The sequence below is a fragment of the Staphylococcus sp. FSL W8-0304 genome, assembly GCF_038006565.1.
Taxonomy (GTDB): domain Bacteria; phylum Bacillota; class Bacilli; order Staphylococcales; family Staphylococcaceae; genus Staphylococcus; species Staphylococcus epidermidis.
Map to the genome: position 1 here is coordinate 927,021 of NZ_JBBOVL010000001.1, position 20,455 is coordinate 947,475.

Consider the following 20,455-nt stretch of genomic DNA (forward strand, 5'->3'; position numbering starts at 1 on the left):
CATTTAATTGTTTCATTTTAAGCATCTTTAGTTGATATATTATCATAATTTATATTCATATTTAGAATAATTACCCGTAAAAAGGGTAATTATTTAATGATAAAGTTAAGTATGCTATCATTATGAAATGTAGCTATGCATATTAATTATAGAGGTGAAAACTAATGTGGAACTTTATTAAAGGGTTATTCAAATTTGTCTTTAGTTTATTAGCTATTACTACAGTAGTAGTAGGCATCGGAGTAGTTGCCTTTGCTTATATTTTTAAAAAAGACTTTGAAGATATCGAAAGAAAAACGAAAGAAATCGTTTCCGATATCGAAAACAACAATTAATTTATAATAATTTAGGAATAAGCCTGTACATCATTGAGATGTGTAGGCTTATTTTTATTAGTTGATTTTACCAATTATCAGTCAAAATTAATTATTGAATTCTTAAATTAATAATTAAATGGTTTCATTCAGAAAGGCTTTAGATAACACTAAGTATGTTGGTGGTTATATAAGTGTAAAGTGGGAAATTCATAATAAATTCTCTTGTACTCTTTATATAAAAGAAATATCTATAATATCTAAAAATGAAACTTTATGACGTTCTCTTGAATGAGGAGCAGTGCCTTCAATCTCATAATTTATTGAATCAATCCGATGTACAATGAGCTCTATAAAGTTAATATATCCTTCTTCGTAATATTTGATATTGACTGGGCGTGATTGTTGTAGTGCTTCATGTAAATGTATATTTAGTTGTGAAAGTTGGTCGTCTGAAAGCACTGGTCTGCTCACTTTATTTTGATCTATCATATATTGATAAATTGTTTCAAACTGTTCTGGTAAAGTTGCGAATGGTTATATATATATTGAAGGATATAGACTATTTTGTTTAAAATGAATCATATTTTAAGAAAAAATGAACAAAGTAAAAATATTAAATAGTCTTTTTTTATTACGTGTAATAAGTTTAATATGTATGATGTAAAAAGAGTTCGAATAGTGTATACTTATACTATTAAAATTAGAAATGAGATTATTATGAAAATAGTAGAAGTAAAATCTAAGAATGGTATCAATTTTATGATTTTAGATGGTAATAATGAACCTATAGTAGATGCAGTAAGATATTTGAAGTATCTGGATAGTGTTAATAAAAGTTTAAATACCAAGAAAACCTATGCCTATGCACTAAAAAAATTTTTTGTTTACTTAGAAAGTAAAAAGATATGCTATAAAGAAGTTAGTTTTGATAACTTTGTTGATTTTATAAGATGGATGAAAACACCTTTTGAATATGAGAATGTCCTCTCTTATCACCGAAAAGGAAAAAGCATTAGTCCTAAGACAATTAATCTGACTATTACTGTAGTATCTAATTTTTATGATTATCTCTATAGGAGCAAAAAATTAGATGTTAATTTCTATGATTTTATACATACGGAAAGTAAATACTCTAAAAAATATAAAAGTTTCATGCATCACGTAAACAAGGACTATGGAATGTTGAAAAATATTTTGAAAGTAAAAGAACCAAAGAAAAAACTAGAAGTGTTAACCAATGTTGAGGTTAAGAAATTATTAGGAGCAGCTAATAATATTAGAGATAAATTCTTAATACAATTATTATATGAAACAGGATTACGTATAGGTGAGGTATTATCATTACGCATTGATGATATCAAATTTGATTTTAGAAAAGGTCACCAAATAGTTTTGAAAAATAGATTTAATAGCAATGGTACTTATTTAAAAACTGGTGAAAGAAAAATATTTATTTCTCAATCGTTAATTGATTTATATGACGATTATGTGTACGAAATAATTGACGAACTTTCCATATGTTCTGATTATCTTTTTGTAAAAATAAAGGGTAGAAATGTAGGAGAAGCTATGCATTATAGTGATATATATTCATTATTTAAAAGGCTAAAACATAAAACATCTATAAATGTTCACCCCCATTTATTTCGCCATACACATGCAACTGTTTTTTATAATGAAACTAAGGATATTAAACAAGTTCAAGAAAGACTCGGTCATAGTAATATACAAACGACTATTAATTTATATGTTCATCCCACTGAAGAAGATATACGTGAAGATTGGAATAAAGTTAAGCATCAATTTCAAGTTTTTAATAAAGGGGAATAACTATGTCAATACCAATTAATTTGCCTACAAACAGTACTATGATTAATGAATTATGTACATTACAAAGTAGAACTATAAACATAAAAGGAGAAGTGCTAATAACTGAAATATATGATGATTACTTTTTAAAAAATGATGAATGGCACATTTCAGCTTTTAACAAGTTCGAGCAATTTCAAGATAGTATCAAGAACTATAAAGACAAAAGAAAAAATATTTTCTTTAGGATTAAAAGTGAAAATTTGAATTTAGAATTTAAATACCTTTTTTTGAAACTTATAGTTAAAGAGGATTGGTCTTTATCTAATGTATTTAATACTGGAGCAGTGAAACTTAACAAGATTGCTGAGTTCTTTAATGAAGTTTATCCAAATTTAAATTCTTTACTAGATTGTGATATTAATATGTTAGAAAAGTACTGGTTTAGTTGGTTGACTAAAAATAATATACCTATAAAAAGAAAATCATCAACAATAGTTTTTGGTGATTATGAACATAAAAGTGGACTAGCTTCTTTTTTAAAGAATATGTATATTAATCTAAATAAATTTATTGATAAGCGAGAAGAATGGGAAAAAGATAAATGGGATATTAGAAATTTAGAAAAATATGGATTGAGTTATAATAAAACACTAACTGGTAATTATTTGAACTTTGAAAAAATTGAGTCAATTAAAATGCGAGAATTAGCAAAAAAATATTTAAAAAATCGTTTGATAACTGGTGATATAGCATTTGCTACAGCAAGATTTTATATAAGAGTTTTGACTAGGTTTTTTCAAAATATATCTAAAAATAAAGAAACAAGGAATAGTTTAAATGAACTAGATAGATGTCATATCGAAGCATATATAGAATTTTTATTTGAATATGCTAATAGTAAAAATGTGCAAAGTTCTAGGAACTTCGTTAGAGAAGAATTAAAAGCAATTAGAAGGTTCTTAAATGATATTGCTAGTCAAAATTATGATATAGCCCCCTCTGAAGATATACGTTTTTTAATTTATCCTCAAGACTTTCCTAAGCGCGAAAAGAAAAATAGTAGCCAAATTGATTATATCCCAGATTTTGTATTGGAACAGCTTTTTGAGCATATAAATGATTTGCACAAAGATTTAATACCTGTAGTTTGGATAGCTTTTAAAACAGGACTAAGAATTTCTGATGTATTAACATTAAAAAATAATTGTCTTGCAAAAGTTAATGGAAAGTTTTCAATAATTACTGATATTGCTAAAACTTTTGTTAAAGGACATAGGATACCAATCGATAATGAATTAGCTGATATAGTAGCAGTTTTAATAGCCAATTCTAAAATTAAAAGTACAAAAGATAACAACCCTAATAATTATATTTTTGCTATTCATAAAGGAAAAAGAAAAGGAATGCCCTTTACACAGCATATGGTCAGAGCACACTTAAATCATTTAGCAAAAACAAAAAATATTCTTGATGAACAAGGTGAAGTCTTCCATTTCAAAACTCATCAGTTTAGACATACTTATGCAGTGAAATTGTTAAATGGTGGAGCAGATATATTAACCATACAAGAATTATTAGCACATTCCTCACCAGAAATGACACTCAGATATGCTAAGTTACTTGATGATACAAAAAGAAAGGCTTTTGAATCAGTTATTGATCAAGGGGCTTTTAGTTTTGATGTTGACGGTAAAATTAAAAATATACAGCATAGTAGTGAATTATCAGAAAAAGCATTGAATTCTTTATGGCAAGAACATAAATTAAACGCAATGGACAATCCTTATGGTACTTGTCATGCTAGATTGAGCGGTGATTGTCCATATATGGAAGCTCCGCCATGCTTAACTTGTAATTCTGGGAAACCATGTAAGGATCTAGCTATTGGATTTTCTGATTTAGATGTTGAAAAATATGAATTACATATCAAATCAACGGTCAAATCCATAGAATTAGCTAAAAATAATAATAGACAAGATATAGTTGAAAAACATACTAATATATTAAATAAATATGAAGAAATATTAGGTAATATAAAAGATGGAAACATTATATTCGGGAGAAGTAATAGAATAAAAGTATAGAGGTTAAGATGGGAAAATTTAATAGACAAGAACAATTAAAACAATTACATGCAGAACGAAAAGTTAAAACCGAGCAAAAAGTTTCTAAAGCAATAAATGAATTGGTTCGAAAAAATGAAGAAATTAACTTTAATATTGTTGCTAAGCATTCAAATGTATCTAAAGCTACTTTATATAATAATAGTAAAATTCGAAAGAGAATCGAAGAGTTACGTGAACAAAGTAAAGACATATTTGTACATAAAAATAACAGTGACGGTAAAGACGCATTAATTTCTTCATTAAAAAGGAGAGTAAAATCTTTAGAAAATGAGAAAAAGAGGCTCAAAGATGAAATAAACACATTATATAATAAAATATATGAAGATATTTAATACACAGGTAAAGAGAAATAATTCAAGTTTAAGAGATATTATACACATTAGTATTGAAAAAAGTATGTTTAGTATTTGTAGAATCGTAAAATGTAAAATAACCATTGATTGTATCAATTTTCAAAATTTTTCCTGTATAGTTTGAAATGCTGCCGTCTTCCCAATATGAGATTGTACATAACTCATCATTTTGAATTTTTATTTGAAAAATCTGATCTAAATTATCTAATGAATCATGTGTTAGCAATGGTTTTTCTATTTTATTTTGATCCTTTATAATTTGTTCTAAAATTTCAAACTGTTGCGGGAGAGTCGCAAAAGCTTGCCATTTGATTTTTCCACGCCCTTGAGGGATTTTAGGGTTTAAATATTTTCTTGGTATTTTTCTATAATCAGTTTCATATTTATATTCATCTGGCGCATTAGGATTTGGAATCATGTTTACCACCTCATCATCATTGTAGAACGTATGTTCTTTTTTGGCAAGGATTATATAATTTTTTAATGTGATTAATTAATTAATTTAAAATAAGTTATTTTCTATATGGAAAAGTTGAGTAAGATTATCGAGCATTTATAATTATAGTAACTGGAATTATGATGTTTGGTATGTTAATAGTATTTTCTCTTTTAAAAAATGTGAACATAAAAAAATAGAACATATATAATTATAAATAATATATATGTTCTTCGATATTATGAAGTTTTATGAAAGATAGAATTATATCAGTTTTTGTAGTACATTTAGACTATTAAAATTTGTTTATTACATTCTTGGCGGTTTCACTTATCAATTTATCATTAGGTTTATCACTTTTATTGTCTTTATTCGTAAAAATGACTAAAATAATAGGTTCAGATTGGTTCTTAGGATAAATAAAAGCTACATCATTTCTAGAAGCATATGTTATTGCTTGACCACTTTTATCAGCAACCTTATAGTCTTTTGGAACACCATCTTTAATTAAAGTGTCTCCGTTTTTATTATTTAACATTAAATCAAGTAAGAAATTTTTATTTTTTTTGCTTAATTTTCCATTTGCGATAAGTTTATTTAAAGTCTTGCCGAAAGCAGCAGGCGTTGAAGTATCTTTTTTGCTCTTTGGTGAATAGTAATTTAATTCTATTTCATATCTAACTGGATTTGTTACTTTATCTCCCAATTTTTTTAAACGTTTTTTAATTTTTTTGATTCCACCGATTTCGTTTATAATTTTATTGTTTGCTGTATTATCACTATACTTCATTGAAGCTTCAATAAGTTCTTTTAAAGTGATATCTTTTCCTACATATTTTTCTAAAATAGGAGAATAAGCAACTATATCATCTTTGTTAATATGTACTTTTTTATTTAACTTATTATAAGGTACTTGTTCTAACAAAATAGCACTATTTATCGCTTTTGAAGTTGAAGCATAGGCAAATCTCTTATCGGCATTAAATTTTACTTCCTTACCACTTTTAGTATCTAATGCATAGACACCAATATTAGCATTATATTTCTTTTCTAAATTATTTAACTCTTTAGCATGTGAACTGGTTGAATTACATGCACTTAAAACTAAAGCAATTGCAATTAAAAGTATTAACTTTTTCAAAATATACCCTCCAATATTACAGTTGTAATTTCTATAAATCAATAATATTACAATTGTAATATTCGCGTCAATAGTTTATTATAAATATTTGAAAGAAGGTGTTGAAATGGCTAAGTTATTAATAATGAGCATAGTAAGCTTTTGTTTTATATTTCTATTGTTATTATTTTTTAGGTACATATTAAAACGCTATTTTAATTATATGTTAAATTATAAAGTTTGGTATCTAACTCTTCTTGCAGGATTAATTCCTTTCATCCCTATTAAATTCTCTTTTTTTAAATTTAATAATTTGAATAATCAAGAGCCCACAGTTGAAAGTAATTCACACAATTTGAATCCTAACATAAATACCACTAAACCTGTTCATGAGTTTACAACAGACATCCATAAGTTTAATTGGGATTCAATAGATAATATCTGCACAGTTATTTGGATAGTTTTAGTTATTATTTTAAGTTTTAAATTTTTAAATTCTTTATTATATCTTAAGTATTTAAAGAAACAGTCACTTTATCTAAATGAAAAAGAAAAAGATAAAATAAACAAGATACTTTTCAATCATCAATATAAAAGAAATATTGTGATTCGAAAAGCAGAATCTATTCATTCTCCAATAACTTTTTGGTATGGAAAATATATTATTTTGATTCCCAGTTTATATTTTAAAAGTATAAATGACAAAAAACTAAAATATATAATATTGCACGAGTATGCTCATGCTAAAAACAGAGATACTTTGCATTTAATTATCTTTCATATTTTTTCTATTGCTATGAGTTATAATCCACTAATACAAATTGTAAAAAGAAAGATGATTCATGACAATGAAGTAGAAGCCGATAGATTTGTCCTTAATAATATTAACAAATATGAATTTAAGTCTTATGCGGAAGCTATTATGGATTCCGTATTAAAAACCTCATTTTTCAACAAAAATATATTAAGCCATTCATTTAATGGTAAAAAATCATTACTCAAAAGAAGATTAATTAATATAAAAGAAGCCAATCTGAAGAAGCAGTCAAAATTAATTCTAATTTTTATTTGTATTTTTACTTTTTTTATCATGATAATTCAAAGCCAGTTTTTAATGGGGCAATCCTTAACTGATTATAATTATAAAAAGCCCTTACAAAGCGATTACCAAATTTTAGATGAAAGTAAAAATTTTGGTTCAAATAGTGGATCTTTCGTTATGTACAGCATGAAGAAAGACAAATACTATATTTATAATGAAAAAGAAAGTAGAAAAAGATATTCTCCTGATTCAACTTACAAAATTTATTTAGCACTGTTTGGACTTGACCGTCATATTATAAGTGATAAAAATTCACGTATGTCATGGAATCATAATCATTATCCTTTCGATTCTTGGAATAAGGATCAAGATTTAAATACGGCAATACAAAACTCAGTTAATTGGTACTTCGAACGTATTAGTAATCAATTATCAAAGAACTATACTTCTGATCAACTCAAGCAATTAAATTATGGTAATAAAAATTTGGGAAGTTATAAAGCCTATTGGTTGGAAGATAGTTTGAAAATATCTAATCTTGAACAAGTAATAGTTTTAAAAAATATGATGGAACAAAATAACCATTTTAGTAAAAATGAAAAGAAACAATTATCTTCTTCGTTATTGATTAGAAAAAATGAAAATTATGAATTGTATGGGAAAACAGGTACAGGTATAGTAAACGGGAAATATAATAATGGGTGGTTTGTAGGTTACGTAATTACAAATCATGATAAGTATTATTTTTCTACACATTTATCAGATGAAAAAGCCTCTGGTGAAAATGCTAAATTAATAAATGAAAAAATATTAAAAGAAATGGGTGTTTTAAATGGCCAATAAGCAAGTTGAAATATCTATGGCTGAATGGGATGTTATGAATATAATATGGAATAAAAAATCAGTATCAGCTAATGAAATTGTAGTTGAGATTCAAAAAAATAAAGAAGTTAGCGATAAGACGATTAGAACATTAATTACAAGACTATATAAAAAAGAGATTATAAAACGATATAAATATAATAATATTTATTTTTACTCATCAATTATTAAAGAAGATGATATTAAAATGAAAACTGCTAAAACCTTTCTTAATAAATTGTATGGAGGGGATATGAAAAGTTTAGTGCTTAATTTTGCGAAAAATGAAGAATTAAATAACAAAGAAATTGAAGAATTGCGAGACATTTTAAATGATATTAGTAAAAAATAAATAGATATAGGGTTCAAACATAATACATATATAAAATATGTTTGAACCCTATTAAATTAGATTTTTTATGAGATTAGTACATATAATAAATGCTGCCCATTTAACCATACCACGACCGGTAGGAATATTTTTATCTAACATGTCTCGTGGTATATTACGGTAATCCATTTCATTAAATATATCTTTCATTATTCAATCACCTCAATCTTTATAGTATTATTATACGAACATTTGTTCTGTTTTTCAATATAAAGTTTTTAGCAATATAATTGTTCGTGATGTTTTAGTGTGATAGAAGTAATTTCTAATTTGATTTCGTTATCATAAGTAGTAAGGTGATATGTAAAATGACTTTTCGTTGTAAATTAAACATACTTAAAGGTAAAATTGAATCAATGATTAATGATTTTATGGAGGTTTTGGTATGACATTAGGTTATATAGGTTCTTATACTAAAAAGAATGGTAAAGGTATATATCGCTTCAAATTAAATGAGGAAACAGGAGTCATTGAAGCGTTAGAAACTGGTTATGAAATTGAAGCGTCAACTTATCTTACTCGTAAGGAATCGTTTTTATATGCGATTACTAAAGAAGGTGAAGAATGTGGTGTAGCTAGTTTTAACATTAAAGAAGATGGACAACTGGAATTAATTAATAAATGTCTAGCATCAAATCAGGGAACTGGCTGTTACATTCAAGTGTCTAGTAATGGTAAATATTTATTTGAAGCGGTTTATGGTGCAGGACTTGCAAGGATTTATAAATTAAATGAAATTACGGGAGCAATAGAGAAGTTAATAGAAGAACTTGCGCATGAATTTCCAACTGGCTCACATGAAAGACAAGATTCATCACATGTTCATTTTTTAAATGAAACACCTGATCATAAGTATGTTGTAGCTACTGATTTAGGTACAGATAGAGTTGTAACATACAAATTTGGTGAGGATGGTTTAAACCAATATGCAGTTTCTCAATTCAATAATTCAGACGGACCTCGCCACATCGCTTTTAGTAAAGATGGGCGACACGCGTATATCGTTCATGAGCTATCAAATGAGGTGAGTGTTACAGAATACCAAGATGGTAAGTTCATTGAGCTAGAAAGACATTCAACTATTCCAAGAGACTTTGACGGGGAATCGAAACTAGCAGCAGTAAGACTATCGCATGATGGGAAGCACTTATATATAAGTAATAGAGGGCATGATAGTATTGCTATTTTTGAAGTTTTAAAAGATGGCAGGTCACTGAGAAGTATTGAAATACAACCAAGTTACGATGCCTTTCCAAGAGACTTTAATATAACTGAATCAGATAATTATTTAATTTGCGCACATCAAGAAGGGGAATCAAAAGTTTCAATTTTTGAGCGTGATAACATAACTGGTAAACTTTCTTTAAAAGATAAAAAAGCTATAGCTAATGAAGGTGTCTGTGTACTACTATAAGATGTCTTTGAATAATATAAAAGCGATATAAAAGCCCTTGAGTGATTATGAGATTAAAAAAACAAAACTCTGTATATCACTCAAGGGCAATTCATATGGAGATAACTAACACTAGTTCTTGAAGAAGGTTTTAATATATTTAAATTTACCTTTGTATGGAGGGAAAAATAAACTCGATTCTAGACGTGTAGATTTAAATGTATATGATTTCATATGACTAAATGTATCAAAGGAATACTTACCATGATATTGACCTATGCCTGAAGAACCTACGCCACCGAAAGGTAAGTTAGGATTAGCTAAATGCATTAAGGTATCGTTAATTGCACCGCCCCCAAATGATAATTCTTCAAGCACTCTATGTGTCATGTTTTCATCTTCGCTAAAAAGATACAAACTTAATGGTTTTGATTTACTTTGGATGATTTCAAGTACTTCGTCGAAATTATCATAAGTAATGATAGGCAAAATGGGACCGAATATTTCTTCTTTCATAATTTTATTGTCATTGGTTATGTTATCCAAAAGAGTTGGTTCAATATATAAATCTTCCTTAGAACTATTACCTCCAAAAACAACATTATCTTTATGAATTTGAATCAAGTCATTCAACCGATTAAAGTGCTTTTGATTAACAATCCGTCCGAAATCAGGGCTTTTTTCAATATTTTCTCCGTAAAATTCAGTAATTGTTTTTTTAAGCGCTTTTATTAAATCATTTTTAACTTTCCGCTGAACTAATATATAATCTGGAGCGACACACGTTTGACCAGCATTTGTAAATTTACCAAAACTAATACGCTCACTCGCTACTTTGATATTGGCTGTATCATCGACAATAACAGGTGATTTACCGCCAAGTTCAAGAGTAACTGGAATTAATTTTCTTGCTGCAGCTTCATAGACAATTTTTCCGACTTTTTCACTTCCAGTAAAGAATATATAATCAAATGGTAAACTTAATAACGTTTGAGTTTCTTCAATGCCACCTTCAACAACAGAGACGTATGTTTCATCAAATGTATCTTCAATGATGTCCCTAATCACAATAGCAACATGAGGTGTTAACTCTGAAGGTTTAACTATAGCAGTATTTCCGGCAGCTATTGCTCCTATGAGAGGTTCGAAAACTAATTGAACCGGATAATTAAATGGTCCTATAATAAGCACTGTACCGTAAGGTTCTTTTTTAATATAACTCTTTGTAGGGAATAAGTAGAGTGGTGTATCCGTTTGTTTGGTTTTCGACCAATTTTTTAACTCTTTGCGCATTAGTTTTATGCTTTTCAAAAGCATACCAATTTCAGTTGCGTATGCTTCAACCTTACTTTTACCTAAATCTTTATATAAGGCATCTAATAATTCATTTTCATGATTTTTGATATTTTTACTTAGTAATTTAAGTTGTTTTTTTCGAAATTTAAGGTTTTTTGTTTTATGCGTATTAAAAAAAGCTTTACTATTGTTAAATTTATCTCTAATTATTGTCATAAAATTACCTCCAAATTATTTTTTTGGTAAAGAGGTTGAGATAGTCCTGAATATATTAAATGAGAACATAAAAAGATTAGTGATTATTTCTTCTTAAATATAAAAATTTTGTTTAAAAAGTTACAAAAAGGGAGTGGAATAGAATTCATATCGAATTCTTAGTCCACTCCTGAAATTTAGAACTAACAATTTAATAACACCTGATATCAATGTGTTATTAAATCAATCAACTACTGAGAAATTACTCTAGGATGAAAAAATATATCATTGGCAACAACATAGTTTTAATGCTTTTAAAATTATTGAGTTAAAACTTCAGTGATTTGAGGAACAACTTGTTTTTTTCGTGATACAACACCAGATAAGAAAGCCATACCATCATCTAGTTGTACTTTAAATGCTTCTCCAACTTTATCTTTTTCAGCACCAACTACAAGGATTTTAGAATCGCTGTTAATAATATCAGTAACTACAAGAACGAATAAATCGTATTTTTCATTGGCACTCATTTCTAACATAACTTTTTCAAATTCATCTTTACGATCTAAAACTTCATCAATATCTACAGTATTGACTTGAGCAATACGTGTTACATAATCTCCCATATTGAATGATTTAGCATCCATATTGACAAGTGTTTCAGCAGATTTATCTGTTGTTGAAGCACCTGCTTTTAACATCTCTAAACCATATGCTTCTAAATCAACATTTGCAATATCTTTAAGTGCTTGAGCAGCATCTACATCTTCTTTTGTGCACGTAGGTGATTTAAATAATAAACTATCAGAAATGATAGCTGAAATCATAAGTCCAGCGATTTCTGGTTTAATTTCAAAACCACGCTCTTTATACATTTTATATAAAATTGTTGCACTACAACCAACAGGTTCTGCTCTATAGTATAAAGGGCCAGCTGTTTCAAAGTTAGAAATTCTATGATGATCTATCACATGTTTAATTGTTGCGTTTGAAATGGTATCTGCACTTTGTTGAAACTCGTTATGGTCGACTAAAATAACATCTTGTCCTTTTAAATCTTCGTTTAATAATTCTGGAGCTTCTACGTTAAAATGATCTAGTGCAAATTGAGTTTCCGCACTTATTTCACCTAAGCGATAAGCTTTTGCTTCAGTATTACCAGTTTGTTGCTCAAAATCAGCCATAATTAAAGCTGAAGAAATAGCATCAGTATCTGGATTTTTGTGACCGAAAATAAAAGTTTTTGTCATTTTCAATATCTCCTTATACATATATTGTTAATCATATTTTATCATGATTGTTGTTTAATCTTCTACTTTTGCACCAAGGGAATTTTTAAAATGAGAGAGTGCCCATTGATGACCATCTTGGTTAAATGATGCTACGCCTCTAATTGGGATAGTGATGTTATAACCTAAATTGTATGCCGAAACAGCGGTGTGCAAAATACAAATATCCGTGCAAACACCTACAATTTCAATATCATTGATTTGTCTTTCACGTAATAAACTATCTAATGGCGTGCCGTAGAATGAATCGTATCTCGTTTTATCTAAATAATGTACATTCATTTGGTCTTTAATAGAGTTGTATAATCTTCCTACCTCTCCATATAACTCACGACCTGGTGTTTGATGAATATTATGATTGGGGAATAATTTACTTTCAGGATGAAATTGATCATTTTCATAATGCAAGTCCATTAGGAAAAATATTTCCTGTTGATTATCATGATAATTTTTTATACGTTGAGTAATAAAAGTTTCAATTTCTTGTCCGGGTTTGCCACATGTTAATTTACCATTATCGTCAATAAAATCAAAAGAGTAATCTACAATGATTAATGCTTTGTTACTCATTAGAACTTCCTCCCAATATGTGTTTGAAAAGCGTTAGATTGGTATATTTATATAAAGCTAAGACTTTTGTAATCGTTTAAATTAAATTAGCATAAAAAAAATATATACCATAATTAAAACGAAATGTAATTATAGTATATAGACTTTACTTTAAGCACACAATCATTATTTAAAATATATGAGGAGTTATAACATGTTTATCAATGCAAAAGATTTCGGATTAAAAGGAAAAAGTAAATATAAAGATACAAGAGCGATTCAAAAAGCATTAAATTACGCAAAAAAAGGCAGACACACTGTTTATATACCTAAAGGAACTTATTATATCAGAAAAGCTTTAGTTATTTATGATTCTACAACATTGTTATTGGATGAAGGTGCAATACTTTTAAGAAAAGGGAAAGATGCACTATTAAAAAATGGTAGACGCTTAAAACTATATCATGGCTATAATGGAAATAGTCACATTTATATTAAAGGAGGAACTTTTGATATGAATGGAGGCGAATACCCATATAATAATACAGCCATGTGCATGGGACATGCAGAAGACATTCAAATTTTAGGTGTAACATTCAAAAATATTGTTGGAGGGCATGCACTCGACGCATGTGGAATCAATGGTTTACACATATCAGAATGTGATTTTAAAGGATTTCTTGATATTGATGGAGATCGTTCTTTCTCTGAAGCAGTACAATTGGATATACAAGTACCTGGCGCTTTTCCTAAATTTGGAACTACAGATGGAACGATTACGAAAAATGTTGTCATTGAAAAATGCTATTTTGGTCGTTCAGATCATCCTAAAATGAAAGCGTGGAATAGAGCTATTGGCTCTCATGCCAGTAGATATAACTGCTATTATGAAAACATTCATATCAATCAAAACATCTTTGATAATTTAAATGAGTATGCTTTAACTCCTCTAAAGTCAAAAGACACATTTATTACAAAAAATAAATTTATAAATTGTAATGGTGGAATAAGATTTCTTGGAGTGAAAGATGGTAAAAATGCTGCCGATCCTATTACAGGACAAGTGATGGAAAGTCAAGCTGGCGAAAATTTCAATGTGATAGGTAATACTTTTATTGGGAAGATGAAAAGAGATGCGATTCATATTAGAAGTTATCATCACGTCCGACATCAACACGTTTTTATAGCGGCAAATCAATTTGAAGATGCTTCACAATCAATACATTTAGAAAATATTAATGGACTTACTTTAAATCAGGAAAAAACTAAAATTAAAATCAAGAGTATTGATGTGAAAAATATCAGTAATTAAAGATTCAGAAATATATTAATCATTGAATGATTTAGTAAAAATATAAGAGTACAATCGTTAATTGGTAAAATGATTAACGAAATTTTGATAGAAACTTGGTGACCAGCACATATTCACACGATTAGTATAGAAAATGTGACAAGAAAAGATGTTGCACCACGATGATGACTGAATTCATCGAATTCAGTCTTAGGAATTGTTTCTACAATATCATTTGTGGCGATAAGAACTGAAGTTTCCTTTGGTAAAGTAAGTTGAGTCATATTATAATCTTTATACATAAGGCACCTCGTTAATTTCGTTTAGTGGTATTTGTTAAATTATACGAAAGGGCCTTATTTTTGAAAGTATTTCATTGTTAAATTACATATAAATACAAAGTATTTTGGCGAAACTCTTGAGAGAATAGGACAAGCTAAAGAATACAGGATGAAGCTATCCCCTAAGAAAGCCAGCCAACAATACGAAGTATTGTAAATAAAGAAGCCCGTAAATGAATTTATAAAAAACTCATTTACGGGTTATTTTGCTAGGAATTATGTCCTAGCCTTTTAACTTTATGGAATTGTAAAAAATATAGTGCTTTCAAGAATTTTTATCAATCATGTAAAGTTAGTTTTTCTTGTTAAAAGCGCCTATGATTTTAACTTGAAAATCCAAAGTCTCTAAAATTGAAATAATTTTATTCACATCATTATTTATAGCAGTATCGGCTTGAACATAAAAATGATACATTCCTAATTGAGTTTTAAGTGGTCTAGATTCAATCCACGATAAATTTATGTTGAATAAAGTAAAAGTATTTAAAACACTGGCTAAAAGTCCTGGCTTATCATACTTAGGCGTGATAAGAAAGATAGTAGTGTTTGGATGTTCAATAAAATGAGTATGATTTTTTACTACTAAAAATCTAGTTACATTATGAGGATAATCTTGTATATGTTGATCTAAAGTATGGTAACCATAAGTTTCCCCACTCCCAAGAGGAGCTATTGCTCCAATACCATCTTTTATCATGTTAAGGCTTTGAATAGTGCTATCTACATAATCATAGTCAAACTGTTGACGATGAATATAGTTTATTGTTTGACTGATTGCTGGAGCAATTGAATATACTTTATGAATATCATCAAGTGAATTTGAATGATGACCGTAAAGTGAAAAATCTATATCTAGTTGAATTTCACCATGTGCGTATACATCATGATGTGCTAATGAATCTGCCACGATGTTGATAGTACCTTCAATAGAGTTTTCAATAGGGACAATTCCTACAGCCTGTTTATCTTTAGATACGGATTGAATGACTTCATGCAAGTTAGATAATGGAATGAAGTCATACTGTTCATGTGATTCAAATTGCTTAGCGGCTAGATATGAAAAAGTTCCTTTAGGTCCTAGATAATATAAATGCATTATGCCACCTCGTTTAAATTAATGGAAAGGGCACTTCATAGGTTCTTCTTTTTTATAGAAGAAATTCGTATGATGCATTGTATTATCATATCCATGATGATAGTTAGAAGTTAAAGTTGGTGAAAGTGGAGGTGCCAGCCAAGACCACTTACCAGTAACATCTCTGTTTTGTTGATGTTCATTTCGTTCAAACATTTCAAATTGCTTCGCTGCAGTTAAGTGGTCAACAATAGAAACACCATCAGCTTTAAATGAATGATACACAGCATGATTTAACTCTACGAGTGCTCGATCTTTATTAAATGAATTATTTTTAAGTGTATCAAATTCAAAAGCTTCTGCAACTTTTTCTAAAAGATTATAACGATAGGTGTCTGTGAAATTACGTACAGCAATTTCGGTTACCATATACCATCCATTAAAAGGTGCTGTAGGGTAAGTAATACCACCGATTTTTAAATCCATATTTGAAATAATAGGTACTGCATACCATTTTAAACCTAATTTTGAAAGCTTGGGATAGTGTTCATGATGTATAGAAACTTCTTTTACAATATCTTTTGGAAGTTCGTGTATTTTTATAGTGTCGTTAGGCAATTGATAAATCAGAGGTAAAATATCAAAATTTGAACCTTTACCTTTCCAACCTAGATGTTCAGCCAAACGAGTAACCTTTTTTTCAGATGGATCGCCAGCATTTTCATAACCAGCATAACGAATCAATTGATTATTATAAATTTTAGGTGTATCTTCAGGACTAAAAATTGTAATATATGGTTTGATTTTTCCACCGTTTGTAGCTTCTTTAATATGTGTATGTATAAATTTTATAAATTCTTTTTCGTCACATACATCTCGGGCATCTTTAACATTTAAAGAATCCCAAAAAAATCTACCAATACAACGATTTGAGTTTCTCCATGCCATTTTTGCACCGTAAGATAATTCTTCATAAGTATGTGTGTAACTACCAGTCAAGTTAATTTCTTGCTCAATCTCTTTCATTCTATTTTCAATTTCATTAGCATTATATTTTAATTCGCTATACATGGTCTGAATAAATGATTTTGCTTTATCTATTAGCATTTAAAACACCTCAATCGTCATTATACGTGAGCATGTACTGTTTCTTGAATAATATAAGGAATTGTCATAAATTTGTCGACACTATATTAGAATTTATTAAGAATTAAATGTAAATCAAACATGCAAGTACCTACTATATATGAAATATGATAAACTAATTGTAAATATTTAGGTCGATTGGAGAGGTTAATGTGTACCAATATAACGACGATAGCTTAATGTTACACAATGATTTATATCAAATTAATATGGCTGAAAGCTACTGGAATGATGGTATCCATGAAAGAATAGCAGTGTTTGATTTGTATTTTAGAAAAATGCCATTTAATAGTGGATATGCGGTATTTAACGGATTGAAACGCGTTGTGAATTTCATCGAAAACTTTGGGTTTACAAATGAAGATATCACATATTTAAAATCGATAGGTTATAAAGAAGATTTTCTAAACTACCTAAAAGATTTGAAATTTACTGGGAATATTAAATCTATGCAAGAAGGTGAAATTTGTTTTGGCAACGAGCCATTATTAAGAGTTGAAGCCCCTTTAATCCAAGCACAACTTATTGAAACTATTTTGTTAAATATCATTAATTTCCAAACATTAATTGCAACTAAAGCCAGTCGAATTCGTCAAATAGCAACTCATGACAGTTTGATGGAATTTGGTACAAGAAGAGCTCAAGAGATCGATGCTGCACTGTGGGGTGCTAGAGCAGCCTTTATTGGAGGGTTTGATTCGACAAGTAATGTTAGAGCAGGAAAACTTTTTAATATACCTGTATCTGGCACACATGCACACGCACTAGTACAAACATATGGTGATGAGTACATAGCATTCAAAAAGTATGCTGAGCGACATAAAAATTGTGTGTTCTTAGTTGATACTTTCCATACTTTAAAATCAGGAGTACCAACCGCAATTAAGGTTGCGAAAGAGTTGGGAGATACTATTAATTTTATAGGTATCAGATTAGATTCTGGTGATATTGCGTATCTATCTAAAGAAGCCCGTAGAATGTTAGATGAGGCAGGTTTTACAGAAGCTAAAATTATCGCATCAAATGATTTAGATGAGCAGACTATTACAAGTTTAAAAGCACAAGGCGCTAAAGTTGACGCATGGGGAGTAGGTACAAAACTCATTACAGGATATGATCAACCAGCTTTAGGTGCAGTTTATAAATTAGTTTCTATTGAAACAGATGATGGCACAATGAGTGATCGCATTAAATTATCAAATAATGCTGAGAAAGTCACTACACCAGGCAAAAAAAATGTTTATCGTATCATTAATAACAAAACAGGCAAGGCTGAGGGCGACTATATCACGCTTGAAGGTGAAAATCCTAATGACGAATTTCCATTGAAAATGTTCCATCCTGTTCACACTTATAAAATGAAGTTTATTAAATCATTTAAAGCTGTTAATCTACATCAATCTATTTTTGAAAATGGCAAACTTGTATACAATCTTCCAGATGAATTTGAAGCTCAGGACTATCTTAAAAATAATCTAAATATTTTATGGGAAGAAAATAAACGATATCTTAACCCGCAAGATTATCCAGTAGATTTAAGCACTAAATGTTGGGAAAATAAGCATAAGCGTATTTTTGAAGTTGCTGAACACGTTAAAGAGATGGAGGATGAAAATGAGTAAATTGCAAGATGTTGTAGTTAATGAAATGAAAGTAAAAAAACAAATTGACAGTGTGAAGGAAATCCAAGAAATTAAGCAATTTATTAAAGCGTATGTAAAATCACATTCATTTATACAAACTCTTGTTCTTGGAATATCAGGCGGTCAAGACTCCACTCTAACAGGTAAGTTAGCACAATTAGCAGTAAATGAATTGAAGGAAGAGGGACGTAACTGTAAATTTATAGCAGTGAAATTACCTTATGGTGTGCAACAAGACGCTAATGAAGTAGAAGATGCACTTGAGTTTATTAATCCTGACACAACGTATACAGTTAATATTAAACCAGCAGTTGATCAGAGTGTTCAATCACTTAGTGAAGCAGGCATCAAACTTACTGATTTTCAAAAAGGTAATGAAAAAGCACGTGAACGAATGAAAGTTCAATTTTCAATTGCTTCTAATACTCAAGGTATAGTTTTAGGAACTGATCACTCTGCCGAAAATATTACAGGATTTTACACTAAATATGGAGATGGTGCTGCGGACATTGCACCTATCTTTGGGTTAAATAAAAGACAAGGTAAACAATTACTAGCTTATCTAGGAGCACCTAAACACCTTTATGAAAAAGTGCCAACAGCTGATTTAGAAGATGATAAACCTCAGTTACCAGACGAGGAGGCACTAGGCGTATCTTATCATGATATTGATGATTATTTAGAAGGTAAAGAAATTCCTGCAACTGCTCGGGAAACAATCGAAAAATATTATGTTAGAAATGCACATAAGCGTGAACTTGCTTATACACGATACTCATGGCCTAAAAATAATAAATGAAAAATTTATAAGTGACAAAATGATTGGCGACTGATAAAATAATCTGGATTTAAAAGTAAGAAAAGAGGAATAATATGTCAGCAATTGCTCAAAATCCATGGTTAATGGTCTTAGCAATTTTTATAATTAATGTATGTTATGTCACATTTTTAACAATGAGAACGATATTGACTTTGAAAGGTTATCGTTATGTTGCAGCAGTAGTTAGTTTTATGGAGGTCTTAGTTTATGTCGTTGGTTTAGGGTTAGTAATGTCTAGCTTAGACCAAATTCAAAATATTTTTGCTTATGCATTAGGGTTCTCCGTCGGTATTATAGTAGGAATGAAAATCGAGGAAAAACTTGCGTTGGGTTATACAGTTGTCAATGTTACTTCATCGGAATATGAGTTAGATTTACCAAATGAATTAAGAAATTTAGGATATGGTGTTACCCACTACGAAGCATTTGGTAGAGACGGAAGTCGAATGGTAATGCAAATATTAACACCAAGAAAATATGAATTAAAGTTAATGAATACTGTAAAGAACTTAGATCCTAAGGCATTTATTATAGCGTATGAACCAAGAAATATTCACGGAGGATTCTGGGTTAAGGGTGTACGTAAACGTAAACTGAAAGCTTATGAACCAGAGCAATTGGAAGTTGTAGTAGATCACGAAGAAATAGTAGGTGGTAGCTCAAATGAGCAAAAAGTTTAGAGTTGAAGATCAAGAAACAATTGCAGATTGTCTCGACAGAATGAAAAAAGAAGGATTTATGCCAATACGTCGTATTGAGAAACCAGTTTATAAAGAGAACAAAGATGGCAGTATAGAGATTTTAAAACAGGATATTATATTTGTAGGTGCGTTAATCCAATAAATATGATTAACTATAGAATAATAAAGCCTAGGACATCCACTATTGTCCTAGGTATTTTTATGCATTGATTACTGATATTAAATGCTAGTCTTATATCAATTGCTTTTAGACACTTG

General features: G+C 29.2%; 21 protein-coding genes and 1 pseudogene. 12 read left to right on the forward strand and 10 right to left on the reverse strand.

Features of this window, described 5'->3' with window-relative positions:
- The first annotated feature begins 164 nt into the window (after nucleotides 1-164).
- Nucleotides 165-335 carry a hypothetical protein gene (locus NST35_RS04290; protein WP_001830431.1) on the forward strand — a complete coding sequence of 57 codons (171 nt, stop codon included), beginning with the start codon at nucleotides 165-167 and terminating at the stop codon, nucleotides 333-335.
- Nucleotides 336-548: 213 nt separating this feature from the next.
- Here NST35_RS04290 and NST35_RS04295 read toward each other — a convergent pair.
- Nucleotides 549-851, reverse strand: a pseudogene (locus NST35_RS04295) (YolD-like family protein); the annotation flags it as partial.
- A gap of 183 nt (nucleotides 852-1,034) precedes the next feature.
- Here NST35_RS04295 and NST35_RS04300 point away from each other — a divergent pair.
- From NST35_RS04300 to NST35_RS04310, 3 genes are read left to right on the forward strand one after another with little or no spacing between them, the layout of a single operon-like run.
- Complete coding sequence (locus NST35_RS04300; RefSeq protein ID WP_000706211.1) at nucleotides 1,035-2,147, forward strand: tyrosine-type recombinase/integrase; 1,113 nt, start codon at nucleotides 1,035-1,037, stop codon at nucleotides 2,145-2,147.
- Nucleotides 2,148-2,149: 2 nt separating this feature from the next.
- A complete protein-coding gene (locus NST35_RS04305; protein WP_000026854.1) occupies nucleotides 2,150-4,213 on the forward strand; it encodes a tyrosine-type recombinase/integrase in 2,064 nt (687 codons plus the stop codon).
- 8 nt (nucleotides 4,214-4,221) lie between these two features.
- Nucleotides 4,222-4,587 carry a DUF6262 family protein gene (locus NST35_RS04310; RefSeq protein WP_000514485.1) on the forward strand — a complete coding sequence of 122 codons (366 nt, stop codon included), beginning with the start codon at nucleotides 4,222-4,224 and terminating at the stop codon, nucleotides 4,585-4,587.
- A gap of 28 nt (nucleotides 4,588-4,615) precedes the next feature.
- Here the strand turns inward: NST35_RS04310 and NST35_RS04315 are convergent, their stop codons facing one another.
- Nucleotides 4,616-5,026 (reverse strand): YolD-like family protein, encoded by a 411-nt coding sequence (locus NST35_RS04315; protein ID WP_000612780.1) that lies wholly within the window; start codon nucleotides 5,024-5,026, stop codon nucleotides 4,616-4,618.
- 313 nt (nucleotides 5,027-5,339) lie between these two features.
- The gene (gene blaZ, locus NST35_RS04320; RefSeq protein ID WP_000733621.1) at nucleotides 5,340-6,185 is read right to left on the reverse strand and encodes a penicillin-hydrolyzing class A beta-lactamase BlaZ; all 846 of its coding nucleotides are present in this window, start codon (nucleotides 6,183-6,185) and stop codon (nucleotides 5,340-5,342) included.
- A 106-nt stretch (nucleotides 6,186-6,291) separates the two neighbouring features.
- Between blaZ and blaR1 the strand changes: the two genes are divergently transcribed.
- Both blaR1 and blaI read left to right on the forward strand, forming a co-directional pair.
- Complete coding sequence (gene blaR1 / locus NST35_RS04325) at nucleotides 6,292-8,049, forward strand: beta-lactam sensor/signal transducer BlaR1 (protein ID WP_001096369.1); 1,758 nt, start codon at nucleotides 6,292-6,294, stop codon at nucleotides 8,047-8,049.
- Entirely contained in the window at nucleotides 8,039-8,419 is a 381-nt protein-coding gene (gene blaI, locus NST35_RS04330) for a penicillinase repressor BlaI (protein WP_001284658.1), read from the forward strand. Before blaR1 ends, blaI begins: the two co-directional genes overlap by 11 nt.
- Nucleotides 8,420-8,470: 51 nt before the next feature.
- Here blaI and NST35_RS04335 read toward each other — a convergent pair whose 3' ends face one another.
- On the reverse strand, nucleotides 8,471-8,608 hold the full coding sequence (locus tag NST35_RS04335) for a hypothetical protein (RefSeq protein WP_002494118.1): 138 nt from the start codon (nucleotides 8,606-8,608) through the stop codon (nucleotides 8,471-8,473).
- 235 nt (nucleotides 8,609-8,843) lie between these two features.
- Here NST35_RS04335 and pglS point away from each other — a divergent pair, with 235 nt between their 5' ends.
- On the forward strand, nucleotides 8,844-9,872 hold the full coding sequence (gene pglS / locus NST35_RS04340; protein ID WP_002458567.1) for a 6-phosphogluconolactonase: 1,029 nt from the start codon (nucleotides 8,844-8,846) through the stop codon (nucleotides 9,870-9,872).
- Between the two features lie 111 nt (nucleotides 9,873-9,983).
- Here the strand turns inward: pglS and NST35_RS04345 are convergent, their stop codons facing one another.
- From NST35_RS04345 to NST35_RS04355, 3 genes are all read right to left on the reverse strand, one after another.
- Nucleotides 9,984-11,363, reverse strand: a complete 1,380-nt coding sequence (locus tag NST35_RS04345; protein ID WP_340747264.1) for an aldehyde dehydrogenase — start codon at nucleotides 11,361-11,363, stop codon at nucleotides 9,984-9,986.
- A 299-nt stretch (nucleotides 11,364-11,662) separates the two neighbouring features.
- On the reverse strand, nucleotides 11,663-12,592 hold the full coding sequence (locus NST35_RS04350) for a manganese-dependent inorganic pyrophosphatase (protein WP_002458565.1): 930 nt from the start codon (nucleotides 12,590-12,592) through the stop codon (nucleotides 11,663-11,665).
- A 54-nt stretch (nucleotides 12,593-12,646) separates the two neighbouring features.
- On the reverse strand, nucleotides 12,647-13,201 hold the full coding sequence (locus NST35_RS04355; RefSeq protein WP_002447473.1) for an isochorismatase family cysteine hydrolase: 555 nt from the start codon (nucleotides 13,199-13,201) through the stop codon (nucleotides 12,647-12,649).
- Between the two features lie 193 nt (nucleotides 13,202-13,394).
- Here NST35_RS04355 and NST35_RS04360 point away from each other — a divergent pair, with 193 nt between their 5' ends.
- Complete coding sequence (locus NST35_RS04360) at nucleotides 13,395-14,492, forward strand: glycosyl hydrolase family 28-related protein (protein ID WP_002458563.1); 1,098 nt, start codon at nucleotides 13,395-13,397, stop codon at nucleotides 14,490-14,492.
- 113 nt (nucleotides 14,493-14,605) lie between these two features.
- Here the strand turns inward: NST35_RS04360 and NST35_RS04365 are convergent, their stop codons facing one another.
- From NST35_RS04365 to NST35_RS04375, 3 genes are all read right to left on the reverse strand, one after another.
- The gene (locus NST35_RS04365) at nucleotides 14,606-14,755 is read right to left on the reverse strand and encodes a hypothetical protein (protein WP_192805694.1); all 150 of its coding nucleotides are present in this window, start codon (nucleotides 14,753-14,755) and stop codon (nucleotides 14,606-14,608) included.
- A gap of 349 nt (nucleotides 14,756-15,104) precedes the next feature.
- Nucleotides 15,105-15,908, reverse strand: coding sequence for a chorismate mutase (locus NST35_RS04370; protein WP_001830419.1), 804 nt, complete (start codon nucleotides 15,906-15,908; stop codon nucleotides 15,105-15,107).
- An 18-nt stretch (nucleotides 15,909-15,926) separates the two neighbouring features.
- Nucleotides 15,927-16,994, reverse strand: a complete 1,068-nt coding sequence (locus NST35_RS04375; RefSeq protein ID WP_002458561.1) for a nitric oxide synthase oxygenase — start codon at nucleotides 16,992-16,994, stop codon at nucleotides 15,927-15,929.
- A 191-nt stretch (nucleotides 16,995-17,185) separates the two neighbouring features.
- Between NST35_RS04375 and NST35_RS04380 the strand changes: the two genes are divergently transcribed.
- The 4 genes from NST35_RS04380 (at nucleotide 17,186) to NST35_RS04395 (ending at nucleotide 20,339) form a co-directional block, all read left to right on the forward strand.
- Nucleotides 17,186-18,655 carry a nicotinate phosphoribosyltransferase gene (locus tag NST35_RS04380; protein ID WP_002458560.1) on the forward strand — a complete coding sequence of 490 codons (1,470 nt, stop codon included), beginning with the start codon at nucleotides 17,186-17,188 and terminating at the stop codon, nucleotides 18,653-18,655.
- On the forward strand, nucleotides 18,648-19,475 hold the full coding sequence (gene nadE, locus NST35_RS04385) for an ammonia-dependent NAD(+) synthetase (protein ID WP_032604559.1): 828 nt from the start codon (nucleotides 18,648-18,650) through the stop codon (nucleotides 19,473-19,475). The genes NST35_RS04380 and nadE overlap by 8 nt, the downstream gene beginning before the upstream one ends.
- Before the next feature lie 74 nt (nucleotides 19,476-19,549).
- Nucleotides 19,550-20,176: a DUF2179 domain-containing protein gene (locus NST35_RS04390; protein WP_002458559.1), complete on the forward strand. Its 627-nt coding sequence runs from the start codon at nucleotides 19,550-19,552 to the stop codon at nucleotides 20,174-20,176.
- Nucleotides 20,160-20,339, forward strand: a complete 180-nt coding sequence (locus NST35_RS04395) for an NETI motif-containing protein (RefSeq protein WP_002447465.1) — start codon at nucleotides 20,160-20,162, stop codon at nucleotides 20,337-20,339. Before NST35_RS04390 ends, NST35_RS04395 begins: the two co-directional genes overlap by 17 nt.
- The last annotated feature ends 116 nt before the right edge of the window (nucleotides 20,340-20,455 follow it).

Bases quoted from the DNA above. Each gene is read 5' to 3' on its own strand.
- NST35_RS04290 (WP_001830431.1), top strand. From the start codon at position 165: ATGTGGAACTTTATTAAAGGGTTATTCAAATTTGTCTTTAGTTTATTA.
- NST35_RS04300 (WP_000706211.1), top strand. From the start codon at position 1,035: ATGAAAATAGTAGAAGTAAAATCTAAGAATGGTATCAATTTTATGATT.
- NST35_RS04305 (WP_000026854.1), top strand. From the start codon at position 2,150: ATGTCAATACCAATTAATTTGCCTACAAACAGTACTATGATTAATGAA.
- NST35_RS04310 (WP_000514485.1), top strand. From the start codon at position 4,222: ATGGGAAAATTTAATAGACAAGAACAATTAAAACAATTACATGCAGAA.
- NST35_RS04315 (WP_000612780.1), bottom strand. From the start codon at position 5,026: ATGATTCCAAATCCTAATGCGCCAGATGAATATAAATATGAAACTGAT.
- blaR1 (WP_001096369.1), top strand. From the start codon at position 6,292: ATGGCTAAGTTATTAATAATGAGCATAGTAAGCTTTTGTTTTATATTT.
- blaI (WP_001284658.1), top strand. From the start codon at position 8,039: ATGGCCAATAAGCAAGTTGAAATATCTATGGCTGAATGGGATGTTATG.
- NST35_RS04335 (WP_002494118.1), bottom strand. From the start codon at position 8,608: ATGAAAGATATATTTAATGAAATGGATTACCGTAATATACCACGAGAC.
- pglS (WP_002458567.1), top strand. From the start codon at position 8,844: ATGACATTAGGTTATATAGGTTCTTATACTAAAAAGAATGGTAAAGGT.
- NST35_RS04345 (WP_340747264.1), bottom strand. From the start codon at position 11,363: ATGACAATAATTAGAGATAAATTTAACAATAGTAAAGCTTTTTTTAAT.
- NST35_RS04350 (WP_002458565.1), bottom strand. From the start codon at position 12,592: ATGACAAAAACTTTTATTTTCGGTCACAAAAATCCAGATACTGATGCT.
- NST35_RS04355 (WP_002447473.1), bottom strand. From the start codon at position 13,201: ATGAGTAACAAAGCATTAATCATTGTAGATTACTCTTTTGATTTTATT.
- NST35_RS04360 (WP_002458563.1), top strand. From the start codon at position 13,395: ATGTTTATCAATGCAAAAGATTTCGGATTAAAAGGAAAAAGTAAATAT.
- NST35_RS04365 (WP_192805694.1), bottom strand. From the start codon at position 14,755: ATGACTCAACTTACTTTACCAAAGGAAACTTCAGTTCTTATCGCCACA.
- NST35_RS04370 (WP_001830419.1), bottom strand. From the start codon at position 15,908: ATGCATTTATATTATCTAGGACCTAAAGGAACTTTTTCATATCTAGCC.
- NST35_RS04375 (WP_002458561.1), bottom strand. From the start codon at position 16,994: ATGCTAATAGATAAAGCAAAATCATTTATTCAGACCATGTATAGCGAA.
- nadE (WP_032604559.1), top strand. From the start codon at position 18,648: ATGAGTAAATTGCAAGATGTTGTAGTTAATGAAATGAAAGTAAAAAAA.
- NST35_RS04390 (WP_002458559.1), top strand. From the start codon at position 19,550: ATGTCAGCAATTGCTCAAAATCCATGGTTAATGGTCTTAGCAATTTTT.
- NST35_RS04395 (WP_002447465.1), top strand. From the start codon at position 20,160: ATGAGCAAAAAGTTTAGAGTTGAAGATCAAGAAACAATTGCAGATTGT.